Annotated in this window: 12 protein-coding genes; 5 read left to right on the top strand and 7 right to left on the bottom strand. The window is 71.3% G+C overall.

Annotated features, from left to right (window positions below; all coding sequences use genetic code 11):
- Window position 1: 1 nt before the first annotated feature.
- The 3 genes from ACFYPC_RS30130 to ACFYPC_RS30120 are packed head-to-tail and all read right to left on the bottom strand — an operon-like array spanning window position 2 to window position 11944.
- On the bottom strand, window positions 2–340 hold the full coding sequence (locus tag ACFYPC_RS30130) for a phosphopantetheine-binding protein (RefSeq protein ID WP_391888953.1): 339 nt from the start codon (window positions 338–340) through the stop codon (window positions 2–4).
- Entirely contained in the window at window positions 330–4856 is a 4527-nt protein-coding gene (locus tag ACFYPC_RS30125) for a beta-ketoacyl synthase N-terminal-like domain-containing protein (protein WP_391888950.1), read from the bottom strand. Before ACFYPC_RS30125 ends, ACFYPC_RS30130 begins: the two co-directional genes overlap by 11 nt.
- A 5-nt stretch (window positions 4857–4861) precedes the next feature.
- A complete protein-coding gene (locus ACFYPC_RS30120; RefSeq protein WP_391888947.1) occupies window positions 4862–11944 on the bottom strand; it encodes an SDR family oxidoreductase in 7083 nt (2360 codons plus the stop codon).
- A gap of 762 nt (window positions 11945–12706) precedes the next feature.
- Between ACFYPC_RS30120 and ACFYPC_RS30115 the strand changes: the two genes are divergently transcribed.
- Window positions 12707–13675, top strand: a complete 969-nt coding sequence (locus ACFYPC_RS30115) for an aldo/keto reductase (protein ID WP_391888944.1) — start codon at window positions 12707–12709, stop codon at window positions 13673–13675.
- Window positions 13676–14203: 528 nt separating this feature from the next.
- Window positions 14204–16117, top strand: a complete 1914-nt coding sequence (locus ACFYPC_RS30110; RefSeq protein ID WP_391888942.1) for a ricin-type beta-trefoil lectin domain protein — start codon at window positions 14204–14206, stop codon at window positions 16115–16117.
- A 103-nt stretch (window positions 16118–16220) separates the two neighbouring features.
- Here ACFYPC_RS30110 and ACFYPC_RS30105 read toward each other — a convergent pair whose 3' ends face one another.
- The 3 genes from ACFYPC_RS30105 to ACFYPC_RS30095 form a co-directional block, all read right to left on the bottom strand.
- Entirely contained in the window at window positions 16221–16850 is a 630-nt protein-coding gene (locus tag ACFYPC_RS30105; protein ID WP_391889094.1) for a DUF4232 domain-containing protein, read from the bottom strand.
- A gap of 244 nt (window positions 16851–17094) precedes the next feature.
- Entirely contained in the window at window positions 17095–17646 is a 552-nt protein-coding gene (locus ACFYPC_RS30100; protein WP_391888940.1) for a hypothetical protein, read from the bottom strand.
- 87 nt (window positions 17647–17733) lie between these two features.
- Window positions 17734–18480: a serine/threonine-protein kinase gene (locus ACFYPC_RS30095; RefSeq protein WP_391888938.1), complete on the bottom strand. Its 747-nt coding sequence runs from the start codon at window positions 18478–18480 to the stop codon at window positions 17734–17736.
- Between the two features lie 481 nt (window positions 18481–18961).
- Between ACFYPC_RS30095 and ACFYPC_RS30090 the strand changes: the two genes are divergently transcribed.
- The 3 genes from ACFYPC_RS30090 to ACFYPC_RS30080 all read left to right on the top strand — a co-directional run bounded on the left by ACFYPC_RS30090 (window position 18962) and on the right by ACFYPC_RS30080 (window position 21632).
- Window positions 18962–19516: an RNA polymerase sigma factor gene (locus tag ACFYPC_RS30090; protein ID WP_391888935.1), complete on the top strand. Its 555-nt coding sequence runs from the start codon at window positions 18962–18964 to the stop codon at window positions 19514–19516.
- Between the two features lie 135 nt (window positions 19517–19651).
- Window positions 19652–20932 carry an MFS transporter gene (locus ACFYPC_RS30085; protein WP_391888933.1) on the top strand — a complete coding sequence of 427 codons (1281 nt, stop codon included), beginning with the start codon at window positions 19652–19654 and terminating at the stop codon, window positions 20930–20932.
- 199 nt (window positions 20933–21131) lie between these two features.
- Window positions 21132–21632, top strand: coding sequence for a hypothetical protein (locus ACFYPC_RS30080; protein WP_391889092.1), 501 nt, complete (start codon window positions 21132–21134; stop codon window positions 21630–21632).
- Window positions 21633–21668: 36 nt separating this feature from the next.
- On the opposite strand, the gene ACFYPC_RS30075 is transcribed toward ACFYPC_RS30080, so the two are convergent.
- Complete coding sequence (locus ACFYPC_RS30075; RefSeq protein ID WP_391888931.1) at window positions 21669–21884, bottom strand: dodecin; 216 nt, start codon at window positions 21882–21884, stop codon at window positions 21669–21671.
- Between the last annotated feature and the right edge of the window lie 17 nt (window positions 21885–21901).

Here is a 21901-nt window from a genome sequence, read left to right as displayed (position 1 = left end):
GTCAGCCCACCTCGGCGACGGCGAGGGAGTCCACCACGTAGCCGACGAGGTCGCCGACGGTCAGGGCGATTATCTCCTCCAGGCCGCGGTCGGCTATGAACGCGGCGAAGTTGACGCGCTCACCGTAGAACTCGCGCAGCTGGGCGGAGAGCGTGACGAGGTCGATGCTCTCCAGCTCCAGGTCGTCGTGGAAGGACGTCTCCAGGGTGATCTCGGCGTCGTCGAGCCCGTACTCCTCCAGCGCGGTGCGCAGGATGGCCGAGATGTCAGCGAGCACGGTCGCCTCGTCGGGGGCGGCCGAGCGCGCGGCGACTGAGAGTTCGGTGAGTTCAGTGGTCATCTGCGTTCTCCTGATCGTTGACGGACGTCCAGGCCACGACGTACTCCTTGCCGGGGTGGCCGGACGGCTGCGGGGTGGTCAGCTCGCGATACCGCACGAGGTACTCCTCGCCCGAGGCGCGTACGGTCAGCAGGGCGCCGTCCGCCGCGGTGATCTCGAACTGTTTGGGCTCGCCGCCGAGTCCTGTGCCGCGCGCCTTTGCGACGGCTTCCTTGGCGGCCCAGAACCGGGTGAACCAGAGTCGCTCCGGGGCGTCCTTCGAGAGTGTCCGGAGCAGCTCGCGCTCGTGAGGGGTGAGCGCGACGACGAGAGTGCCCTCGGGGCGGTCGGTGATCTCCTCGATGTCGATGCCGCAGGGCCCGTCGGTCCTGGCCATCGCCACCGCGGTCTCGCCGCGGTGGGCGAGGGAGACATGCAGTGCGGGCAGGGTCTTGCCGTAGGCGCCGGTGACGAAGGGCTTGCCGGCCGGGTCGTTGCCGACCCGCAGCTCGGCGGGGAAGAGGGGTCCCGCGCCGCCGTCCCACATCAGGTGCCGCACCGCGTCCTTGGCCGCGATCCGTCCCAGGAGCCACTGCCGTCGGCCGCGCGGCGCGTGCTTCGCGTACTGCTCGCGCTCCTCGCCCGCCAGCATGTTCCGCATGATCAGCTCACGGGTGGCCAGGTCGGGCCACTCCTCGTGCACCAGCGACCAGCCGCCCGACTGCATCACGGACAGGGTGTTGAGCTCGGGCTCCCGGTCCACCGCGCGGATCCGCGGATTGCTGTCGAAGCGGCGGTCCTGCCAGCCGTTGAACTCGGCCCACACCTGGCCCCGGTGGACCAGCTGCATGTCCGCTTCGAGCGTGGCGTCGGTGACGGACGTGATCTTGATCAGGCACTCCAGCTCCTCGCCGGGGGCCGGATGCGGTCCGTGGAAGCGGATCTCCTTCATGCCGACCGGGAACACGGTGGTCCGGACCGGAAGTCTGGACATGATCCAGTAGCCGAGAAGTTGCCCCACGTTGTCCAGCAGCGCGCCGGGTGCGGGCGGCGTGACGAGGAGGCCACGCACATGCCGGTCGCCGACCGCCGTGAGCTCGCTGACGCCCTGGAACCGCGGCCCGTGGAACATCCAGCGGCGGCTGTACAGCTCCGCCGCCGTCATGTCGGGCTTCTGTTCCTGTTCGGCGGGGAAGGTCCACGGCGCGACGGGCGCGAACTGCCCGTGTTCGGCGGCGAGTTCGACGACGGCCTGCGCGTTCGAGCCCAGCGAGGCGGTGACCCTGTCCGGGCCCTCGGGCACGATCCGTACCGGGATGTCGACCGTCGGAGTCGCGGTGACCCACTGATGCAGCCGTACGTCGTGGACGGCCACCGCGCGCCGGCCGGGCGCGGCCTGCTCGGCGAAGTCCATGAGGTGGGCGATCACCGTGGTGCCGGGGACGACGGGCCAGCTGTCGGCCGGTTCGGCCTGGGCGGGCTGCTTGAAGAAGCAGTGGTCCAGGAGGTACGGCATGGTCTCGACCGAGACGTGGAGGGTGGTTTCGAGAGGTTCGAGTGGGCGGACGGGTCGGGGCTGGGAATCCGCCTCGGCCGGCCGGACGGCACGAGGCCGGGGAACCGGAACGGCGGGGGCGGAACGTCCGGGTGCGGTCGTGCCGGGCCTGCGTCGGCTCGCCGTCACCACGTCCGAGGCGAGCGCGGACGCGTCCCGCAGCAGCGCCGTCAACTCCGCACCGAGAGCGCCCTGTTCGCCGAGTCCCGCGAGGTCCAGACTCGTCTGCTGAACGGGCGCGCGGTGCAGCGCCGCTCCCACCTGCCGACGTGTCTCCGCGTCGAGGGAGACCGCCGCGCCGCCGAGGTCCAGCTTGATCGGGCGGCTCCGCCGCACAGGGGCCGCGGTCTTGGCCGCGCCGAGCAGCGGTGCCGGCTGCGGCTCCGCACCGTCCGCCCACAACGCGCTCACCACGCGGTGCAGTTGGGGAAGCCCGGAGCGGTGCGGCGAGTGCGCGGGGACGACCAGGTGGTCGCGCCCGTTGAGTGTGTCGTCGATGAGCGAGCCGAGCTGTCCGGCCCCGAGTTGGACGAAGGCCCGGAAGCCCGCCTCGTACATGGTGTCGACCAGCGGCCGGAAGCGGACCGGTTCCAGCAGATGACGGACGAACAGCGCGCGGATCGCGTCGGGTTCGGCCGGGTAGGGGGCGACGGTCGTCGCCGACCACAGCGGCAGCTGCGCCGGGTGCAGGGAGTAGGTCTCCGCCGCCTCCCTGATCGGATCCAGGTACGGCTTCAGCATGGGCGTGTGGAAGCCGGAGCGGAACGGCAGGATCTGTGAGATCACCGCCCGGGCACGGAACCGCTCGACGAGTTCGGTGACCGCGGGCTCGGGGCCGCAGATCATCGACTGGTTGGGCGCGTTGTCGTGCGAGAGCACCACGTCACTGTGGCCGGACAGTTCCGTGAGGACCTGCTCCGCCGGGGCGCCGACCACGGCGAAGGCCAGCCCGGGCACGCTCAGCGAATCGGGGTCGAAGCCGACGAGGAAGGCGTCGACCTCGTCCGGTGCGTGGATCCCGGCGGCGGCCATCGCCGTCCACTCGCCGAGGCTGTGTCCGGCGAGCGCGTCGGGTACGACACCGAGCCGGCGCAGCGCGGTGTCCAGGAGCCGGCCCAGTTCGAAGACGCCGGTGCCCTGGCGGCCCACGTCTCCGACGGTGGCCTCGGCGACGGCGGTGAGTCCGAAGTGCCGTGCGATGTCCTCGGAGTTGGGCGTGAACTCGGCCTCAAGGCCCGGGAAGACGAACGCGAGTTTTCCGCCGCCGGGGCCAAGGAGCGGGCGCGGCACGAACCACACGTCGTTGCGGCCACGCCAGCCCTTGCCCTTGGCGACCGCCTTCCGTGCAAGCGCCAGCCGCTTCGCCGTGGGTCCGACGACCGCGAGCCGTACCGGGTCGGAGCCCGACGCGACCGCACGCTCGTCGAGACCGGCCGCGAGGACCGCGGCGTCGTCGCGGTCAAGGAGCGCGGCCATCGCCTCGGTCGTCGGCGCGGTCAGCCGCAGTACCGGCTCCGGCTCGTAGACCTCGGTGAGCCTGGCCACCGGCTTGGCCGCGACCTGTTCGATCACCACATGCGCGTTGATGCCGCCGAACCCGAAGGCGTTGACGGCGGCGCGGCGTACCGGCTGCCGTTCGTCGGCCTGCCAGGGGCGGGCGGTGTCGATCGGGGTGAACCGAGTGCGGGCCAGCCCCGGGTGCGGGTCCTCGCAGTGCAGGGTCGGCGGCAGCACGCCGTGATGGACGGCGAGCGCGGCCTTGATGAGCCCCGCGACGCCCGCGGCGGGCATGGTGTGGCCGATCATCGACTTCACCGAGCCGATGACGGCGGCCGGCCGGTCCGCGCTCGCATCCTTGGGCGGCGGCCCGAACACCTCGGCCAGCGTGGTGAGTTCGGTCCCGTCACCGGCCGGAGTGGCGGTGCCGTGCGCCTCCAGGAGCCCGATCGAACCGGGCGCCGCCGGGTCGAGCCCGGCGGCTTCCCAGGCCTGCCGCACCGCGCGGACCTGGCCGCCCGAGTCGGGGGCCATCAGACTGGTCGTACGTCCGTCGGAGGCGATGCCGGTCCCGGTGATGGCGGCGTAGATCCGGTCGCCGTCGCGCTCGGCGTCGGCGAGCCGCTTGAGGACGACGACGCCGGTGCCCTCACCGATCAGCACACCGTCCGCACCCTTGTGGAAAGGCCGGATGCGCTCGCTCGGCGACAGCGCGCCGAGCTGGCTGAACACGCTCCAGAAGGTGATGTCGTGGCAGTGGTGCACCCCGCCGGCGAGCATCACGTCGCACCGCCCACTGGCGAGTTCGCGCACCGCCTGGTCGACGGCGATGAGCGAGGAGGCGCAGGCGGCGTCCACGGTGTACGCCGGACCGCGCAGGTCGAGCCGCCCGGCCAGCCGGGAGGCGGCCAGGTTGGGCACGAGCCCGATCGATGACTCCGGCGCCTCAGGACCGAGTCGGTCGGTGAACGCCTGCCGTACCGCCTCCAGTTGGTTGCTGCCCAGGTCGGGCAGCAGCTCGCCCAGGGTCCGTACCAACTGGCTCGCGGTGCGGACCCGCTGGTCGAGCCTGACCAGGCCGGGGGTCAGGTAGCCGCCCCGGCCGAGCACCACGCCGATCCGGTGCCGGTCGGCGGGCAGCCGGTCCGCGCCACCCGCGTCGGAGATGGCCTGCGCGGCCACCTTCAGCGCGATGAGCTGGTCGGGCTCGGTGGCCGGCACCGCGGACGGCATGATGCCGTACTCGGTGACGTCCACCTCGGCCAGCTCGTCCACGAAGCCGCCGCGCCTGCAGTAGACCCGGTCGGCGCGGGGCTCGGCGCCGGGAGCGTAGTGCTCCTCGACATCCCAGCGGCCCGGCGGGACTTCGGTGATGGCGTCGGTCCCGGCGACCAGGTTCTGCCAGTACGTGGCGAGGTCGGGGGCGCCTGGGAAGAGCACCGACATCCCGACGATGGCGATGGGTTCGGCGCGCGATCCTGTCATCCGGTTCACCAGCCGGAGGCGGTGTAGACGACGGCGGTGTCGACCTCAGGGCCCCAGGCCAGTTCGCGCAGCAGGCTCATGGTGCCCTCGTCGGGGTCGATGAGCTGGATGCCGCGGCTCGCGTAGTGCCGCATGAGCTCCGGTGTGACCATGCCGTGGTTGCCGTCGCCCGTCGGTGCCCAGGGGCCCCAGTGGACGGTCAGCCCGCGGCGGCCCTCGCCGTCGGCCGCCCAGTTGGTGCCGAGGGTTTCCAGGGCGTCGTTGGCGGCGGCGTAGTCGGACTGGCCGCGGTTGCCGAGCGTCGCCGCGATGCTGCCGAACAGCACCGCGAACCGCGGGCCCTCCGCCAACTCGCCTATGGCGTCCAGCAGTTCACGAGCCCCGTCGACCTTGGTGCGGAACACCCTGTCGTACGACTCGGGGGTCTTCTCCGCGATCAACTTGTCCTCGATCACACCCGCCGCGTACACGACGCCGTCGAGCCTGCCGAACTCGGCGTGGATCTCCTTGATCGCTCCGCGTACGGCCTCGCTGTCCAGTGCGTCGACGGCGCGGTAGCGCACCTGGGAGCCGAGCCCGGTGAGCTTGCGCAGGGTGCCGCGCACCTCGCGTTCGGCCTGGATCCGGCCGATCGCCCGCTCGATCTCGGCAGGCACCCGCAGTCCGCCCGCGATGAGCGCCGTCCGCAGTTCGCCCGCGGTGTTCGCGGCGGCGAGGGCAGGGTCCTCCTCGCCCTCGGCGAGCGGAGTACGGCCGAACAGTTCGATCCGGCAACGGCTCGCCCCGGCGAGGGTGGCGGCGAAGCGGGCGGTGATCCCGCGCGCGCCGCCCACCAGGAGCACCACCGAGTCGGAGTCGAGGCCGAGTGCGGCGGCCTCGGCGGCGCCGTCCCCGGCCGGGCCCGCTCCCGTACTGCCGAGCAGGCCGAGACCCTCTTCGGTCATACGCAGTCCGCGGCGGGTGCCCAGCCCGCGCAGGACGACCGGTTCGCGGTCGGGCGCGGTGAGCTCGGCGACGAGATCGGCGGCGATGTCCTCGGGCGCGGTGCCGGGGGTGTGCTCGACGACCCGGGCGACCGTGTCGGGGTACTCGCGGGCGACCGACCGGAAGAATCCACGCAGCCCGGCCGACGCGCCGGCGGCCAGTACCCAGCGCGGGTTGGCCGCGAGCACCTGCTGGTAGGCGGAGAAGACGTCCGGCAGAACGAGCGAGCCGTCGGCCGGGACGACGTGGATCAGCCCGTCGAAACTCCCGCCGGCCGGAGGCCGGCCGGCCGTCACGACCTCGGCTCCCTGCGCGGGGAGGAGGGCGGCCAGTGCGTCGGCCACCGGTCCTTCGCCGAGGATCAGAAAGTTACGGCCGGTCAGCCCGCCCTCGGCCGGGACGGCGGGGGAGAGCTCGAACTCCTGCATGACGAGACGCTTGGGGGCCACGACGACGGCGGGCGAGCCGGCCGGAGCGGATGCCACCGGCTCGGGTTCGACCACGGCCGCGACGGTCGCGGCAGCGGGTGCCCCGGCGCGGGCTGCCCCTCCTCCTATGCCCGCCACCAGCGCGGCGATAGCCGCGGCGGTACGGGCCTTCGCCAACTCCTCGACGTCGGCCTCGCCCGTCGCGGTCAGGCCCAGTCGGCCTGCCAGCTCTCCGGCGATCTCGGCGCGCTTGATGGAGTCGACGCTGAGGTCGGCTTCCAGGTCGAGGTCCGGTTCGATCATGTCGACGGGGTATCCCGTCCGCTCACCGATCACGTCGAGCACCAGCGCGAGAACGGATTCGGCGCTCGGTATCCCGGGTCCGGCGGTGGCGGTGGCGGCGGGAGCCGGCGCGGGAGCCGATCCGGGCCCGGTGAACCGCTCGACCAGCGCGGTGATGGCGGCGGCGGTGCGGGCCTTCGCCAGCTCCTCGACGTCGGTCTCGCTTGTCGCGGTCAGGCCCAGTCGGCCCGCCAGCTCTCCGGCGATCTCGGCGCGCTTGATGGAGTCGACGCTGAGGTCGGCTTCCAGGTCGAGGTCCGGTTCGATCATGTCGACGGGGTATCCCGTCCGCTCACCGATCACGTCGAGCACGACCGACAGCACCGAGACACCGGCGGGCACTGTGGCCAGGGCCGGCACCGGGTCCGCGGAAGGCCGCGCAGCGGGGACGGCGGGCAGCGCGGTCACGGTGACGGGAGCGTCCGCGTACGTGACCCGGGCGGGAGCGTCCGCGTAGGCGAGCGGGGCGGGAGACACCGGCCGTACCCCTGGGTCCGTCCCCAGATACCCCAGCATCACATCCCGCTGAGCCGCGATCATCTCCCGGCTGGTGCGCAGGAATTCGGTGATGAGAGCTTCGGAGCCGGTGGCGGCCACCGGTCCGGCTGACGTGCTGTGGCTCACGAGGGCCTCCGGGAGACGCTGAGCGGGATGAAGTGCGGCGGCGGGGAGAGCGCCGTCCGCAGTGCGGAGCAGATGTCCGTCGACCGTCCAGGCGGCGCGCTTGCGGCGGGTTGCGCGGGCGTCGGCGGCGACCGCCTCCCGGCCCTGGAAGAGCCAGGCGGTCCTGATGTCGACGCCCGCGACGGCCAGTTGGGCGAGCGCGGAGAGGAAACCGCTGAGCCCGGTGCGCGGGCCGTCCTCCAGCGCGACCGTCTGGTGCGGCCGGTCGCCGAGGATCTTGCCCACGAGCCGGGTGAGCACCGAGCCGGGGCCGGCCTCGACGAAGATCCTCGCTCCGGCCTCGTACATGGCCTCGATCTGGTCGGCGAACCGGACGGGTGCGCCGATCTGGGCGGCCAGTTCGGCCCGGATCGCCTCGGGTGACTCGGGGTAGCGCTCGGCGGTGCGGTTCGACCACACCGGGAAGTCGGTCGCGCCGACCGGGACTTCGGCGAGGACCTTGGCGAACGTCTCGCCGGCCGCGGCGACCAGCGGGCTGTGGAACGCGCACGCCACCGGGATCCGCTTCGCACTGAGCCCGTGCGCCTTCAGCCGCTCCACGGCGGTGAGGATGTCCTCGGTGGGGCCCGAGATCACTGTCTGGCGGGGCGAGTTGCGGTTCGCCGTCACCACTGATCCGGCGAGGCCGGCGTCCACGAGGGCCGCCGCGACCTCCGGTTCGCCGCCGGCGACGGCGGCCATGGTGCCGGGGTCGCCGTCACCGGTGGCGCCCAGGATGGCGGCGGCCCGGTCACGGCTGGCCCGCAGCAGCACGTCGGGTGCGAGAGCGCCCGCCGCGGCCAGTGCCGCCAGTTCTCCGTAGCTGTGTCCGGCGGCCATCGCGGGGCGTACCCCGGCCCGGGCGAGGAGCTGGTGGGCGGCGAGCCCGGTGAGGCCGAGGGCGGGCTGTGCGACGGTGGTGTCGGTGATCCGCGCCTGCTGCTCCTTGCGGCTCTTGTCGTCGAAGGCGGCCGGCGGGAAGAGCACCCGTGCCGTGTCCTCGTCGAGCCGCAGATGGCGCTGGAGTTCGGGGAAGGCGACGAACAGTTCGGCGAACATCCCGGGCCGCTGGCTGCCCTGCCCGGGGAAGAGCAGGGCCAGATCGCCGGGCTCGGTGTCGTCGGCGGCGAACAGGCCTTCCTTCGGGGCGTGTTCACCCGCCACGGCCCGGCGCAGCAGCGCCGTCAGGTCCTGCGTCGACTCGGCCACCAGCGCGATCCAGACCCGCGCGCCACGCGTGGCGACGGACTCGGCGCGCCGGGACGCGGCGAGCGCGAAGTCCCGCAGCCGCCAGGGCTCGTACTGACCGGAGTCCCCCTCGACGAGGGCGAGCAGATCGGCGGCGGCACGTACGGCCGTCGCCCGGTCGGACCCCCGGAAGGTGAACAGCTCGGCGGGCCACTGCTCGGCCGAGGTGACCGGCGGCGGACCGTCCTGGTAAGCACGCAGGACTACATGGAAGTTGGTGCCACCGAAGCCGAACGCACTGACTCCGGCGACTCGTTCGGCCGGAGCCGCCGCCCAGGGGCGGGCCTCGGTGTGGAAGGCGAACGGGCTGCTCTGGGCGTCCCAGGCCGGGTTCGGCGCGGTGAGGTGCAGGGTCGGCGGCTGCACGCCGGTGTGCAGGGCGAGCGAGGTCTTGATGAGTCCGGCGAGCCCGGCGGCGCACTTGGTGTGCCCGATCTGCGACTTGACCGAGCCCAGTGCGCAACTGCCGGGCTGCGCACCGGCGTCCTCGAACACCTTGGTGAGGGAGCCGAGTTCGGTGCGGTCACCGACGACGGTGCCGGTGCCGTGTGCTTCGACGAGACCCACCTCGGCGGGTGAGACGCCCGCGTTGCGGTAGGCCCGGGCAAGCGCGTTGTACTGGCCCTCCGGCCGGGGGGCGGTGAGACCGAGAGCCCGGCCGTCGCTGGCGCTGCCGACACCCTTGATGACCGCGTAGACCCGGTCGCCGTCGCGCTCCGCGTCGGAGAGCCGCTTGAGCACGACGCAGCCGACGCCCTCGCCGAGCGCGATGCCGTCGGCCGTGCTGTCGAAGGGGGCGGAGCGGCCGGAGGGGGAGAGGGCGTGCGCGGAGGCGAAGAGCAGGTAGTCGTTGATGCCGTTGTGCAGGTCGGCGCCGCCGCACAGCACCATGTCGCTGGTACCGCTGGTCAGTTCCTTGCAGGCCACGTCGACCGCGGTGAGGGAGGACGCGCAGGCAGCGTCCACCGTGTAGTTGGCGCCGCCGAGGTCGAGACGGTTGGCGATCCGGCCGGAGATGACGTTGGCCAGGATGCCCGGGAAGGAGTCCTCGGTCAGCCGCGGCAACTGCTCTTCGAGCGCGGGCGGCAGCTCGCCCAGATAGGCGGGCAGTACGGAACGCAGCGTCATGGCGTTCGACAGGTCGCTGCCGGCCTCCGCGCCGAACACGACCGACGCACGGGCCCGGTCGAAGACCCGGTTGCCGTAGCCGGAGTCGTCAAGAGCGCGGCGCGCGGCTTCGAGGGCCAGCAGCTGCACGGGCTCGATGGCGGGCAGCGAGGACGGCGGGATCCCGTACCGCAGCGGCTCGAAGGGGATCTCGGGGAGGAAACCGCCCCAGCGGGACGGCGTCTTCTCACCCGAGCCGTCCGGGTCGTGGTAGAGGTCCGCGTCCCAGCGGGTCGCGGGTACCTCGGTGACCGCGTCGTCACCGGCGAGGACGTTCGCCCAGAAGGTGGCGAGGTCGGGAGCGCCGGGGAACATGCAGGCCATGCCGACGATGGCGATGTCGAGCGGCTCGGGGGCGGCCGGGGTGGCCGGCTCCTCGATACCCAGGCCGCGCAGTCGCGCGGTGAGGAAGTGCGCCGCGCCGGTGGTGACCGCGGTGTGCAGCGCGGCGACGGTGGTGACCTCGGAGCGCAGCACGGCGACCTCGCCGGCCATGAACATGCCCTCGGCGAGCTGTCGTTCCTCGCCGACCGCGCTCAGGCCGCTCTCGACCCGCTCGATGCCCTTGCTGGCCAGCCGCAGCCGCCCGACGTTGAGCTGCTCCAACTGCTCCCAGGCCTCCCGGCCGGGTATCTCGCGGGCCGCCAGGTCTTCCTTGACGGCGGCGAACTCGTCGGTGAACGGGCTGTTCACGCAGCGGGTGGCGTGTCCGGGAGCGGTCTCCAGGAGATCGGTGCGCTCGGCCTCGATCACCTGCTGCTGGAACAGGGGCAGCACCGCGCCCGCGGTCACGGCCTCTTCGGTGAACAGATACGCCGTGCCCATCAGTACGCCGACGGCGGCACCCTGCGCGCTGAGCTGCGCGGCGAGAGCGGTGACCATGGCGGCCGACCGCTCGTCGTGCACTCCGCCGGCGAACAGCAGCTGCAGTTCGGCGGCCTTCACCTTCTTGCTGCCCGCCAGGAAGTCGTCGAGTACGCCGAGCTGCGCCTCCCACAGCGGGAAGCTGTTGCGCGGGCCGACGTGGCCGCCGCACTCGGCGCCCTCGAAGATGAACTTGCGCGCGCCCGCCTCAAGGAACTGCTTCAGCAGCCCGGGCGAGGGCACGTGCAGGAAGGTGGAGATGCCCACTTCCTCCAGCGCGGCGGCCTGGGCGGGACGGCCGCCCGCGATGATCGCGTGAGAGGGGCGGATCTCCCGTACGACGTCGAGCTGGGCGGCCTTGATCTCCTCGTCGGCGAATCCGAGGACGCCGACGCCCCACGGCCTGTCGCCGAGTGCGTCCCGGGTCTCCTCGAGGACGGCGCGAGTCTGCTCGGCGCCGGAGAGCGCGAGGGCGATGAAGGGCAGCGCGCCCGCGTTGCCCACCTCGGCCGCGAACGCGGCCTGGTCGCTCACGCGGGTCATCGGTCCCTGGGCGACCGGCAGTTGGGTTCCCAGGGCCTGGCTGCCCGCGCCGCCGGGGGCAAGCGCGGGACCGGCGTGCTTCAGAGCATCGAGGACCGAGTCGCGTACCCCTCGCACCGCTGCGTGGACGGTCCCCCACCGTTCCTGGAAGCGGGCCGCGAGGAAGCCGTCCTGGCCGATCTCGGGGGCCGTGGAGTCGCCTTCGGCGGGTACGGCGCCCGGTCTGCGGCGTCGTACGACGCGGCGGCCGTCCTCCACGGTGGTCTCTGAGCCGTCGAGTCCGGCGAGCAGGGTGGTGGTCTCGGCGGGCAGCTCCGACTCGGCCTCGGAGAGCAGGGCGAGCTGCGTGTCGAGGACGACACCGGCACCGCCGCCGGCGACGACGGCCGCCGCGGTGTGCGGGCCGGCACCGCCGCAGGCCCAGACCGGCAGGTCCAGCTCCGGCTCGGCCAGGAGTTGCTGCACCAGCACGAAGGTGCTCAGTTCACCGATGGGGCCGCCGGCCTCGTGACCTCGGGCGATGAGGCCGTGGGCGCCGGCCGCGGCGGCCCTCAGAGCCTGCTCGCGACCGGTCACCTCGACGAGCACGCGCCGGCCGGGGAACTCGGCGGCCGTGCACGAGGCGTCGCTGGTCAGCAGGACCGTGTGCACGGCGGCGGGCAGCTCCCGCGCGGGAAAGGCATCGTTGTCGGCGAGTCGTACGCCGAATCCGGCGGCCGACCACTCCTCGGCGAGCGCGAGTTGTGCCGCGGCACGGCGCCCGCCCGAGGTGAGGTCGAGCACACCCAGACCACCGGCGCGTACGGCAGCCGCGGTGAGCCGTGCCGAAGCGACGGCGAACGGGTTCACGGCGATGACAATGTCTTCGACAGCGAACAGCCCGGAAGTAACAAAATTCGGCACAGGCACGCGAACGCTCCAAATCACACAAGTGTGAGGATGAGTGGGGGAGAGCGCTGGAACGCGCAGCGACGTCGGTGCGCGGCACGCTCATAGTCATTGCGCACCCCTGTGAAAGTCAAACTCTCAAAGAGAGGGTGGACGTGCCTCATTTAACGTCTTCGACACAGCTCAGGGGGTCTGACTTACCAACTGGTAACCAAGGGCCCACCAGAATCACAGCTGGAACTGGTCAGTCGTTCACTCTTGCCCGCGTCTGCCCCAACTCGTCTGCGTCGACACGTACTTGACGATGCGTCAGAAACCTGGGATTGGCGATCTCCCGGAAGGGGATTGTTTTCGGTCACGCAATTGAATGTGCAACAAGTTTTTCTTCACATAACTGAAACCTGGCCTTGTGTAAAAGGGGGGGATCCGACACTTCGGCGTTTATGGTCGCTTTCGTAATGTCCGGACCGGTCCTGTTCCGCCCCCTCGACGTCATTTTTGTCCGGCATGCCGACGTGGCGATTGGGTAAACGAGATTCAGCTCTTGTCGGGCCGACCGCCCGTCGGCGGCTGCCGCGGTCAGCGGTACTCGCTGTGGCGGAGGCGGTCGTGCGACAGGGGAGTCCGTGACCGAGAATGGCCCTCCCGAAGGTCCGGGCCGCGGCCCGACCACCGCCGGCGCGCCGGGCCTGGCCCCCACCGCCATGGTGAGCAGGAGTGAGCATGCAGTACGTGAAGCTCGGTTCCACGGGCCTGGACGTGTCCCGGATCTGTCTGGGCTGTATGAGCTTTGGGCTGCCCGATCGTGGCACCCATGAGTGGACGCTCGACGAGGAGGCCTCGCGTCCGTTGATCCGCCAGGCTCTGGAGGCCGGGATCAACTTCTTCGACACCGCGAACGTGTACTCCGACGGCACCAGCGAGGAGATCGTCGGCCGGGTGCTGGCAGACCTCGCGCGCCGCGACGAGGTCGTCATCGCCACCAAGGTGAACGGCTCGATGCGCGAGGGGCCCAACGCGCACGGTCTGTCCCGCAAGGCGATCATGACGGAGATCGACAACAGCCTTCGCCGGCTGGGCACCGATTATGTCGACCTGTACCAGATCCACCGTTTCGACCACGCCACTCCCGTGGAGGAGACGATGGAGGCCCTGCATGACGTGGTCAAGGCGGGCAAGGCCCGGTACATCGGGGCGAGTTCGATGTATGCCTGGGAGTTCTCCAAGGCCCAGTACACCGCGCGGCTGAACGGCTGGACCCGGTTCGTCTCCATGCAGAACCACTACAACCTCCTCTACCGGGAGGAGGAGCGCGAGATGCTGCCGCTCTGCGCGGACCAGGGTGTCGGTGTGCTGCCCTGGAGCCCGCTGGCCCGCGGCCGGCTCACCCGCGACTGGGACACCGCCACCGCGCGCAGCCGGACCGACGAGTACGGCAAGAACCTCTATCAGGACGGAGACCACGAGATCGTCGACGCCGTCGCCCGGATCGCCGCCGCGCGTGACGTGCCGCGTGCGCGCATCGCCCTCGCCTGGCTGCTGCACCAGGACACGGTGACCGCCCCCATCGTCGGCGCCACCAAGCCGCATCACGTCGAGGACGCGGTGGCCGCGCTCGCCGTGGAGTTGACGGAGAGGGAGATCGAGGAACTGGACAAGCCGTACGCGCCCAAGGCGATCAGCGGCCACTGACAGTCCGGTGGCGCGGGGGCCTTCGGTCGGCGGTTCGGCTTCCTGGTGTCCGGTGATAAAGCAATGAGGTATGGGAAGCGCTCCCCATACCTCATTGCTTTGCATGGGCATGCCAGGATTGGCAATGGCACTTGGGTTCCTTTCGGGTACTTGATGCGTTCGCCTGGTGGGCGGAGCGGAGATTTCGGCGCTGTGGGTCAGGCTGCCGCGGGAATCCGAAATTCATTTGCGGACCCCGTCGGCCTGACTATAAGTCAATACCCCGCCTCTTGAAGGGGAAGGGGAATCGCGAGACTGCTTGTTCCGGCTCGTCACCCTGTGCAAAGGTGTGCGTTGTCGGCGTGCAGACAATTTTTGCATCGTTCTGTGCGCATACGGTGCACTCGTCCGCCCCTCGCCCGGCCGGAGCCGCCTGACGTGGTCGTTCGCGGTGCAGCCCCCCATGGGTAGTCCCTCCGCTTCGTCGGGTGGGCTACATACCCATTGGTATGGACTTTTTCCTACGTTACCTTTGGGAGGAAAGCGGACGTGAATGACGCAGGTCTGTCCAATTCTTCAGCACCCGCGCGCTTGTTCGAGGTTCCGGACGAGCGGCTCTCCGCCGATCTGAAGAAGAGCCTGGGGAACACGCCGGCGAACTATCCCGTGGGCGAACTCCTGGACCGCCACTGGGAAGCCGTCTTCTCATACGCACGACTGTGCACGAACGGCGTGCGCCCCGCGGGAATGCTCACCACGGCCACATTCACGAGGCTGTTCGGAGAATCACTGCGCCAGACCGGGCCGACGGCCGCATGGCGCCCGCAGTTGCTGGTCACCGTGCGCCGCATAGCCGCCGAGTGGCTCATGGACCAGCGGGCCGAACAGGTCCATCCCGAACTGCGGTCGGGCCCGCACGATGAGCGAGCCGCCGTACGACTCCTTCCGTCCCCGGACAGACGACTGCTGGCCAGAGCCTTCCAGCGACTCCCGGAGCCGGCCCGCTGCCTGCTGTGGCACACCGAGGTCGAGGCGGAGCCGCTGCACCTGCCCGCCGCGCTGTTGGGCCTTGCCGACGACGACGCCACCGTGGAACTGCGGCGGTCCCGCGAACGCCTGCGCGAGGGCTGCCTGGAGATCCATCGCGAACTGGCGCCCACGGAAGAGTGCCGGCACTACAACCGCATGCTCGACGTGTCCCTCAGACGCGGCGGCACCGACCTCGACCCCGACCTGCGGCGCCACATGGCCAGATGCGAGCACTGCCGTCGTGCCGCCGATCAGTTGAACCGCTTCAACGGCGAACTCGCCCTCCCGCTGGCCGAAGCCGTACTCGGCTGGGGTGCGCGCGCCTATCTCGAAACGCGACAGGGACGCGCCACCCAGATCGTGGAAGTGACCGGGAATCCCGCGGCTGCGGCCGCCGACCAGACGGGCCGTCTTCACCTTCCGGCCGACGCTTCACGCCCTCCGAGCTTTCCCCCTCCACCCGCGCCGCCCGGTCACACGCACGCCGACTCCCACCCGTCGACGCGCAAGGCCCACCGGCGCGTCCCGCGTCGCCGGAACGTCACCCTCGCCGCGCTGACCGCGAGCGGCCTGATCCTGGCCCCGCTCGTCCTGTGGGCCGGCCTGGGTTCCGGCGGCGAGGACAGCGCTGCCGAAGGCACCTCGGCGGCGCCCGATTCGGATCCGGACAAGGTGCCCGGCGCGAACCCGTCCTGGGTCGGGTCCGGGGACCAGTCGAACGGCGCCGTGGGCGGCCGGCTGCGCAACTCCGGAAACGGGCAGTGCATCGGCGTCGTCGGCGGCAGGCCCGTGAACGGCGCCGAGACCGAACTGACGTCGTGCACCTCGAAGTCGGTCCAGCAGTGGACGTACGAGGAGGACGGGCTGTTGCGCAACGTGGCCGACCCCGGCCTCTGCCTCGACTCCCACCTCGGCTACTCGGTCCGCCTGGCCCCCTGTACGGGCGATTCCCAGCCGGACACCAAGAACGTGCGCTACGACTTCACTCTCCAGGGCGCCCTCGTGCCGCGCTGGAACCAGGACCTGGCCCTCACCCCCGCCTCAGCCGAGGAGGAAGCTGCCGTCGTCCTCAAGGTCCGCGAGGACGAGTCGGCCCAGCGCTGGACGCTCGACAGCACCTCGCCCTCCCTCCAGCTGGAGGTGGTCAACTGGGGCTCCACCAGCGAATCCGAGGCGCCCGGCCCCGGCACCGTTCCCACTCCCTCGACACCACCGTCTCCCAGCGCCCCACCCAAGCCGTCGGCGACACTGTCACCCCCGAAGCCGACGCCGTCGTCGTCCGCGTCCGCGGCGGTGGGCTATTGCTCCTACCCCTATTTCTACTGCGCCGGTGACGCGCAGTACGGCGGGGGCGGCTACGACGACGGCAGGGGAAGCGGCGGCAGTGACGGAAACAGCGACGGAAACGACGGAGGCGGCGGAGACCGCCGGTGAGCGCTCAGGAACGACAAACCCCGCCGACCGGCTCTGCGGGCGGCGGGGCGGCCGGGCGATCGGGCGGCCGGGCGATCGGGTGGCGGGGTCGGTCAGTTCGTGGTCAGGAACCGGTACCGGAGCGCACAACCGTCAGGGACACCGTCGAGTAGGTGCCGGAGACGGGAACCTTGCCCTGCGTCCACTTCACCTTGAGGGAGTCCCGCTCGTCGGGCGGTGTCACGAGCAGCGCGGCGGGAGTCGCCGTACGGGCCCCGCTGATCTCCGGGTTGCTGAACGTAAGACCGGCCCATGCCTGCTGCCCCGGCGCCAGCGTCACCGTCGTGGGCGACTCCGACGAGCGCTCGGGGTCGGGTCCCAGCTGCTTGCCGGACGCGTCGACGAACGCCGCGCCGGGGAAGCCGCGCAGGGTACAGGTGCGCTGGGAGTTGTTGGTCAGGTTGATCGGGAAGTTCTCCTGCCCCGCTCCGGGGTCGTTGCGGCCGACCGAGGCGGTCAGTTCGGAGGTGTGGCAGCGGGTACTGGAGGCCGCGGTCGTGGCAGAGGCCGCAGTGGTCGCGCCGGAGCCGGGCGCGGTGGTGCTGTCCGGTGCGCTGTCGGTGGGGACGGGGGCGCTGCTTCCGCCCGAGTCCGTGGTGTGGTCACCGGAGGCGGGTTCGGCCGTACCGGGAAGCGTCTGCGGCGTGCTGCTCGCGCTGTTGTCGGAACCGCAGGCGGTGAGCAGGCCCACCATCGCGATGCCCGCGACCAGCGCCGCCAGCCGAGCCGGGGCCGCGGTACGCCGTGCGCGCACCGCCCCGGTGGGGTTCGGATCCGTGGCCTGGTCCGCTGTGCCGTGCCGGAAGGTCGCCATCTCACCACTCCTTGAGAAATTCACTGCACGCGCCTGGCGCGTGCACACGGCGCCACATGCCCCGTCATCAGTGTCCGATGCACCGCGACGCCGAAAAGTTCACGGGTTCGGCGGCTGATTCCGGTCAGCCTTCGACCCGCACCGAGTCCAGCACAGTGTCCGTCGCGTCGGCGCCGCCGTCCTGCCGGAGCTGCACGTACACCTGCGGCTGCTCGTCGCCGTCCGCCGACGTCAGCCCCGCCTCCGTCAGGGAGCCTGCGCCGCCCGGACAGTCGTCCCAGGTCCGTATCAGCCCGTGCCAGCGCGCGCCGGTGTAGGTGCGGCTGCCGTCGAAGTGACATCCGGTGTGGGTGATCGCGCCGACCACGGCGGTGACGTCGCCGTGCTCGCTGAGACCGATGAACGCTCCGTTGACCCCGGAGCGCAGGTCCTGCCACTTCGCCAGGTCGTCCGCGACGGCGAGACCGGGCTCCGTGCCGGCCGGCAGGCCAAGGGTCTTGGGGTTCCATCCGGAGTCGCGCAGTTGGCGGCCCCAGGCGCCCGGTACCTCGGCCGTGACCCGTCCGGAGCTGTCCTTCACCTGGACGACGGTCGCCGTGGGGTGGTCCCGGGTGACGACCAGAGCGGTGACGCCGACGGCGCCGACCGCGACCGTCGCCGCCAGTGCCGTGAGCACGGTCCGTCGACGCCGGCGCGGTCGACGAGCCGTGGACACCGGACCGGCCAGCCGGTCGAGTTCCGCCGCGAACTGCGACGCGCCGGGCTAGCGCCGCTCGCGGTCGGGTTCCATGGCACGCAGCAGCGCCCGCTGGACCGCCGGCGCCAGGTCCGTACGGAGCCGGTCCGGCCGTACGACCTTGCCGGGCGGACCCGGGACCGAGCCCGTGACCAGGTGGTAGCCGAGGGCGCCCAGGCTGTACACGTCGGCCCGCTCGTCGATCCCGGAGCCGGGCGCGGACTGCTCGGGTGGCGTGTAGCCCGCCGAGCCCGCCGCCATGGTGAGTCCGGACGCCTGGGCCAGGCTCTTGGCCAGGCCGAGGTCCGCGAGCAGGACGCGGTCGGAGCCACCGGGCGAGGAGCGCAGCAGCACGTTGGACGGCTTGATGTCCCGGTGCACGATGCCGGCCTCGTGCAGCGCGGCCGCGCCCCGCGCCGCGAGAGCCGTCAGCCGCAGGGCTTCGCCCAGGGGCAGAGGTCCGGCGGCGATCCGGTCGGCCAGGGTGCCTCCGTCGGCGTACTCCATGACGAAGTAGGGCCTGCCATCGGGGAGTTCACCGATGTCGTAGACCTGGACGACCCGGTTCGAGTCGGCGCGGCGCAGCAGACGGGCCTCGGCGAGGAACCGCTCCCGGATGTCCAGCTGGTCGACCCAGTTGTCGGACAGCACCTTCACGGCGACGGCTGCCTCCAGTACCTCGTCGTGGGCGAGCCACACGACGCCGAAGCCGCCGGCGCCCAGACGTCGGTCCAGGCGGTAGCGGCCGATCCGCTCCAAGGGATCCCTCAGCATGGGCAACCCGCCCAGAAACCCGTGAGCTGGTCGAGCCGGGCCGGCGGCGTACGCCTCCTGCGGTCACCAGCGGGCATTTCCCTCTCCAGTAATCTCCAGGGCGGGCCGGTTGCCACGAGCGCGGCACTGTGGCCGCTGTCCGTAGACGGGTTGCTGCTCCTGGCGACGATCGGGCTGTTGAAGCCTACCCGCCGCTTCAGTCACGAATCGCTCCGCATCCTGAGACAGTCCCCATGACCGTGAGCGGAGTCAGGACCGACTCCGGCCACCCGGGCGGGCCGGCGAAGAGCAGCATCAGCACCTCAGCGGGATGAACGCCGGCATGACGGCGGCGAAACCCGCCTGTTCCCGCCCCCGGACCCCGGGCGTGCAGGCCGTCGCGCCGCTTCAACGGCTCCGGGCCTGGCGCTTCAGCAGTGTCCCCGGCGAGCGCGTGCGACGATCGTGCCTGGCCTCTGATCGACCCCGAGGGGAGCATGCTGTGCAGGACGCGGCGGAGACCGAGGAGCTGGCCCGGCGCGCGGCCGCCGGTGACGGACAGGCGCTGGACGCGCTGCTCCAGAAGGTGCGGCCCGAGGTCGTACGGCGCTGCGGACGTTTTCTGCCCTGCCGCGAGGATGCCGAGGAGGCGGCACAGGACGTGCTCCTCCAGGTGGCGCGGAAGATCACCACCTTCGAGGGCCGCAGCCGCTTCAGCACCTGGCTGTATACGGTGGTCGCCAACTGCGCCCGCCAGAAATATCGCGAGTTGAAGCGCCGGGCGGCCGAACAGCCGGTCGAGATCGACGCCTCGCAGCATGTCGATCCGCGAACCACGAGTGTGATCGCGGGATCCCGCGTCGACCTCCTGGAGGCGCTGGAACGCCTGGAGCGCGAACACCCGCATCTGGTGGCGCCACTCGTCTACCGGGACATCTGCCAGTTGGACTACGCCGAGGCCGCCGAGCGGGTCGGTATTCCGCTCGGCACGCTCAAGTCGCGGCTCCACGAGGCGCGCAAGCAGGTCAGGCCCTGGCTCGCCGACGCCTCGCGGTAGACCGACTCGCGCCCGGGCGGACCCCGCCACACCTGCGGAGGCGCAGTCTCACGAGGGTCGGGGTGATGGCTCGATCACGGGGTGGTGGGCGGACCGAGTGACTACGCTGACCGCTTCCACACTTCGGAGGTCCGGTTGGTTCGGCGGAGCACGCTCGGGCGAGATTTCCGGCGGTTGTGGAGCGCCTACGCGGTCAGCGCGGCGGGCAGCGCCGTCGGTATGGGGGCGTTGCCGCTGATTGCCCTCCTGGCGCTGGATTCCTCGGCGTTTCAGGTCTCTGTGCTCGCTGCGTTGTCCGCGGTGGCCAGTGGGGTGATCGCTCTGCCGCTCGGAGCGTGTATCGAGCACCAGTACAAGCGGCCGGTCATGATCACCGCCGACCTGGTCCGCTGCGCGGTGCTGGCAAGCGTTCCCGTCGCCATGGCTCTCGACAGGCTCACCTTCACTCAACTGTGTGTGGTCGGCGTTCTCCAGACGGCGGCTTCTGTCGCGCACGACGCGGCGAGTGGGGCGCACCTGAAGGCACTTGTCCTGCCCGAGCACCGCCTTCGTGCCAACAGCCTGTTCGAGACGACCAACTGGATCACCGTCAGCGCGGGCCCGCCCGTCGGCGGGCTTCTGATCGGGGCACTGGGCGCGGCCGCCACGCTGGTGGTCGACGCGCTGTCCTTCCTCGGGTCGGCACTTGGCATCCGGCGCATCGGGCAGCCCGAACCCACGCCGCCGAAACGCTCCGCCATCTCTCACCTGGGCCGTGACATCGCTGCCGGTTGGCAGTACCTCCTACGGCACCCAGGACTGCGGCCGCTGTTCTTCAACGCGCTCCTCTTTGGCGGATCCATCATGATGACATCACCTCTGATGGCAGTCCTCATGCTGGATGATCTCGGCCTTGCACCGTGGCAGTACGGACTGGCCCTGGGGCTGCCGTGCCTGGGCGGCGTGCTGGGCTCCCGCCTGACCCCGCTGCTCACCCGGCGATTCGGACAGCGCCGCATTCTGCTGCTGTCCGGTGTCGCACGCACGCTCTGGACGGTCCTTCTGCCACTGGCACCCTCCGGTGCCCTCGGCGTGTGCGTCATCGTGGCCGCCGACTTCGGCCTACTCTTCTCAGCCGGCGTCTTCGGCCCGTCGTTCACCACGTACCGCATGGCTGCCACCCCGGACGTGTTGATGTCCCGCGTCGGCACCTCCTGGTCCGTCGGCTCCAAGGCATGCCAGGCGGTCTTCATGATCGCCGGTGGCCTGATCGCCGCCGCAGCCGGGGTACGCGGCGCCCTGTTCATCGCCGGCCTGCTGTGCGTGGCGAGCGCGCTGCTCCTGCCATGGCGCAAGGCAGGCATCTCCACCGTGCTTGTTCCAGCGCCTACGACGGAAGCGACTCCGTCCCCGGCTACGGGTAGTTCCTCCGCTTAGCGACCACTAGTTCCTCCGCCTGGCGACCACGGCCCGCAACAGGCTGCGGCGGGACGGCGACACCGGCTGCGCGGCGTGTCCGATGTGGTCATGTGCGGCGCCTTCACGGGGACCTCCGCATACCGGGGAGCGGCCGTGTCCCTGGATCCGCTCTCTCGGAGCGGATGCGTGGCGCCGGGCTCCACGCGCCCTGCCTAGTCTGGTCCCCGTGACGCAGAAGGGCAGCAGACCACTGGCCGTGTTCGACCTGGACGGCACCCTCGCGGACTCCGCGCACCGCCAGCGCTTCCTGGAGCGCAAACCACGGGACTGGGACGCCTTCTTCGCGGCCGCGCCGCACGATCCGCCGCTCGCCGAGGGCGTGGCACTGGCGCTGAAGAGCGCGCAGGAGTGCGAGGTGGTCTACCTCACCGGCCGCCCCGAGCGGTGCCGCCGCGACACACTCGCCTGGCTCACCGCACAGGGGCTGCCCGAGGGGCGCGTCTGGATGCGGCGCAACGACGACCGCAGGCCGGCCCGCCGCACCAAGCTGGAGATCCTCCAAGGGCTCGCCCGCGACCACCAGATCCGCGTTCTCGTGGACGACGACGAACTCGTCTGCGAGGACGCGGAGCGGGCGGGCTTCACGGTCGTACGGGCACGCTGGGCCGGCGCGTCCGAGGCGCTGAAGGACGCGCAGGAGCGCGAGGGGCGGACCTGAGGACCGGCCCCGGGCCGCGGCGGGGCTGTGAGGTGGTCAGTCGCCGTCCTCCAGGCGGAAGCCGACCTTCAGACCGACCTGGTAGTGCTCGATCTGGCCGTTCACGATCTGCCCCCTGACCTGCGTGACCTCGAACCAGTCCAGCCCGCGCAGGGTCTGCGAGGCGCGGGCGATGCCATTGCGAATGGCCTGGTCGACGCCCTCGTGGGAGGTGCCGACGATCTCGGTGACCCGGTACGTGTGGTCGGACATGCGGGTGCTCCTCTCCG

It is taken from the genome of Streptomyces sp. NPDC005808, from assembly GCF_042871385.1.
Classification (GTDB): domain Bacteria; phylum Actinomycetota; class Actinomycetes; order Streptomycetales; family Streptomycetaceae; genus Streptomyces.
Note: the sequence above shows the minus strand (reverse complement) of the source record. Positions and strands in the feature narration are given on the sequence as shown.

What these genes read in the sequence shown, in the direction of transcription:
- ACFYPC_RS30130 (WP_391888953.1), bottom strand. Translation starts at nt 340, where the DNA reads ATGACCACTGAACTCACCGAACTCTCAGTCGCCGCGCGCTCGGCCGCC.
- ACFYPC_RS30125 (WP_391888950.1), bottom strand. Translation starts at nt 4,856, where the DNA reads ATGACAGGATCGCGCGCCGAACCCATCGCCATCGTCGGGATGTCGGTG.
- ACFYPC_RS30115 (WP_391888944.1), top strand. Translation starts at nt 12,707, where the DNA reads ATGCAGTACGTGAAGCTCGGTTCCACGGGCCTGGACGTGTCCCGGATC.
- ACFYPC_RS30105 (WP_391889094.1), bottom strand. Translation starts at nt 16,850, where the DNA reads ATGGTGGGCCTGCTCACCGCCTGCGGTTCCGACAACAGCGCGAGCAGC.
- ACFYPC_RS30095 (WP_391888938.1), bottom strand. Translation starts at nt 18,480, where the DNA reads ATGCTGAGGGATCCCTTGGAGCGGATCGGCCGCTACCGCCTGGACCGA.
- ACFYPC_RS30075 (WP_391888931.1), bottom strand. Translation starts at nt 21,884, where the DNA reads ATGTCCGACCACACGTACCGGGTCACCGAGATCGTCGGCACCTCCCAC.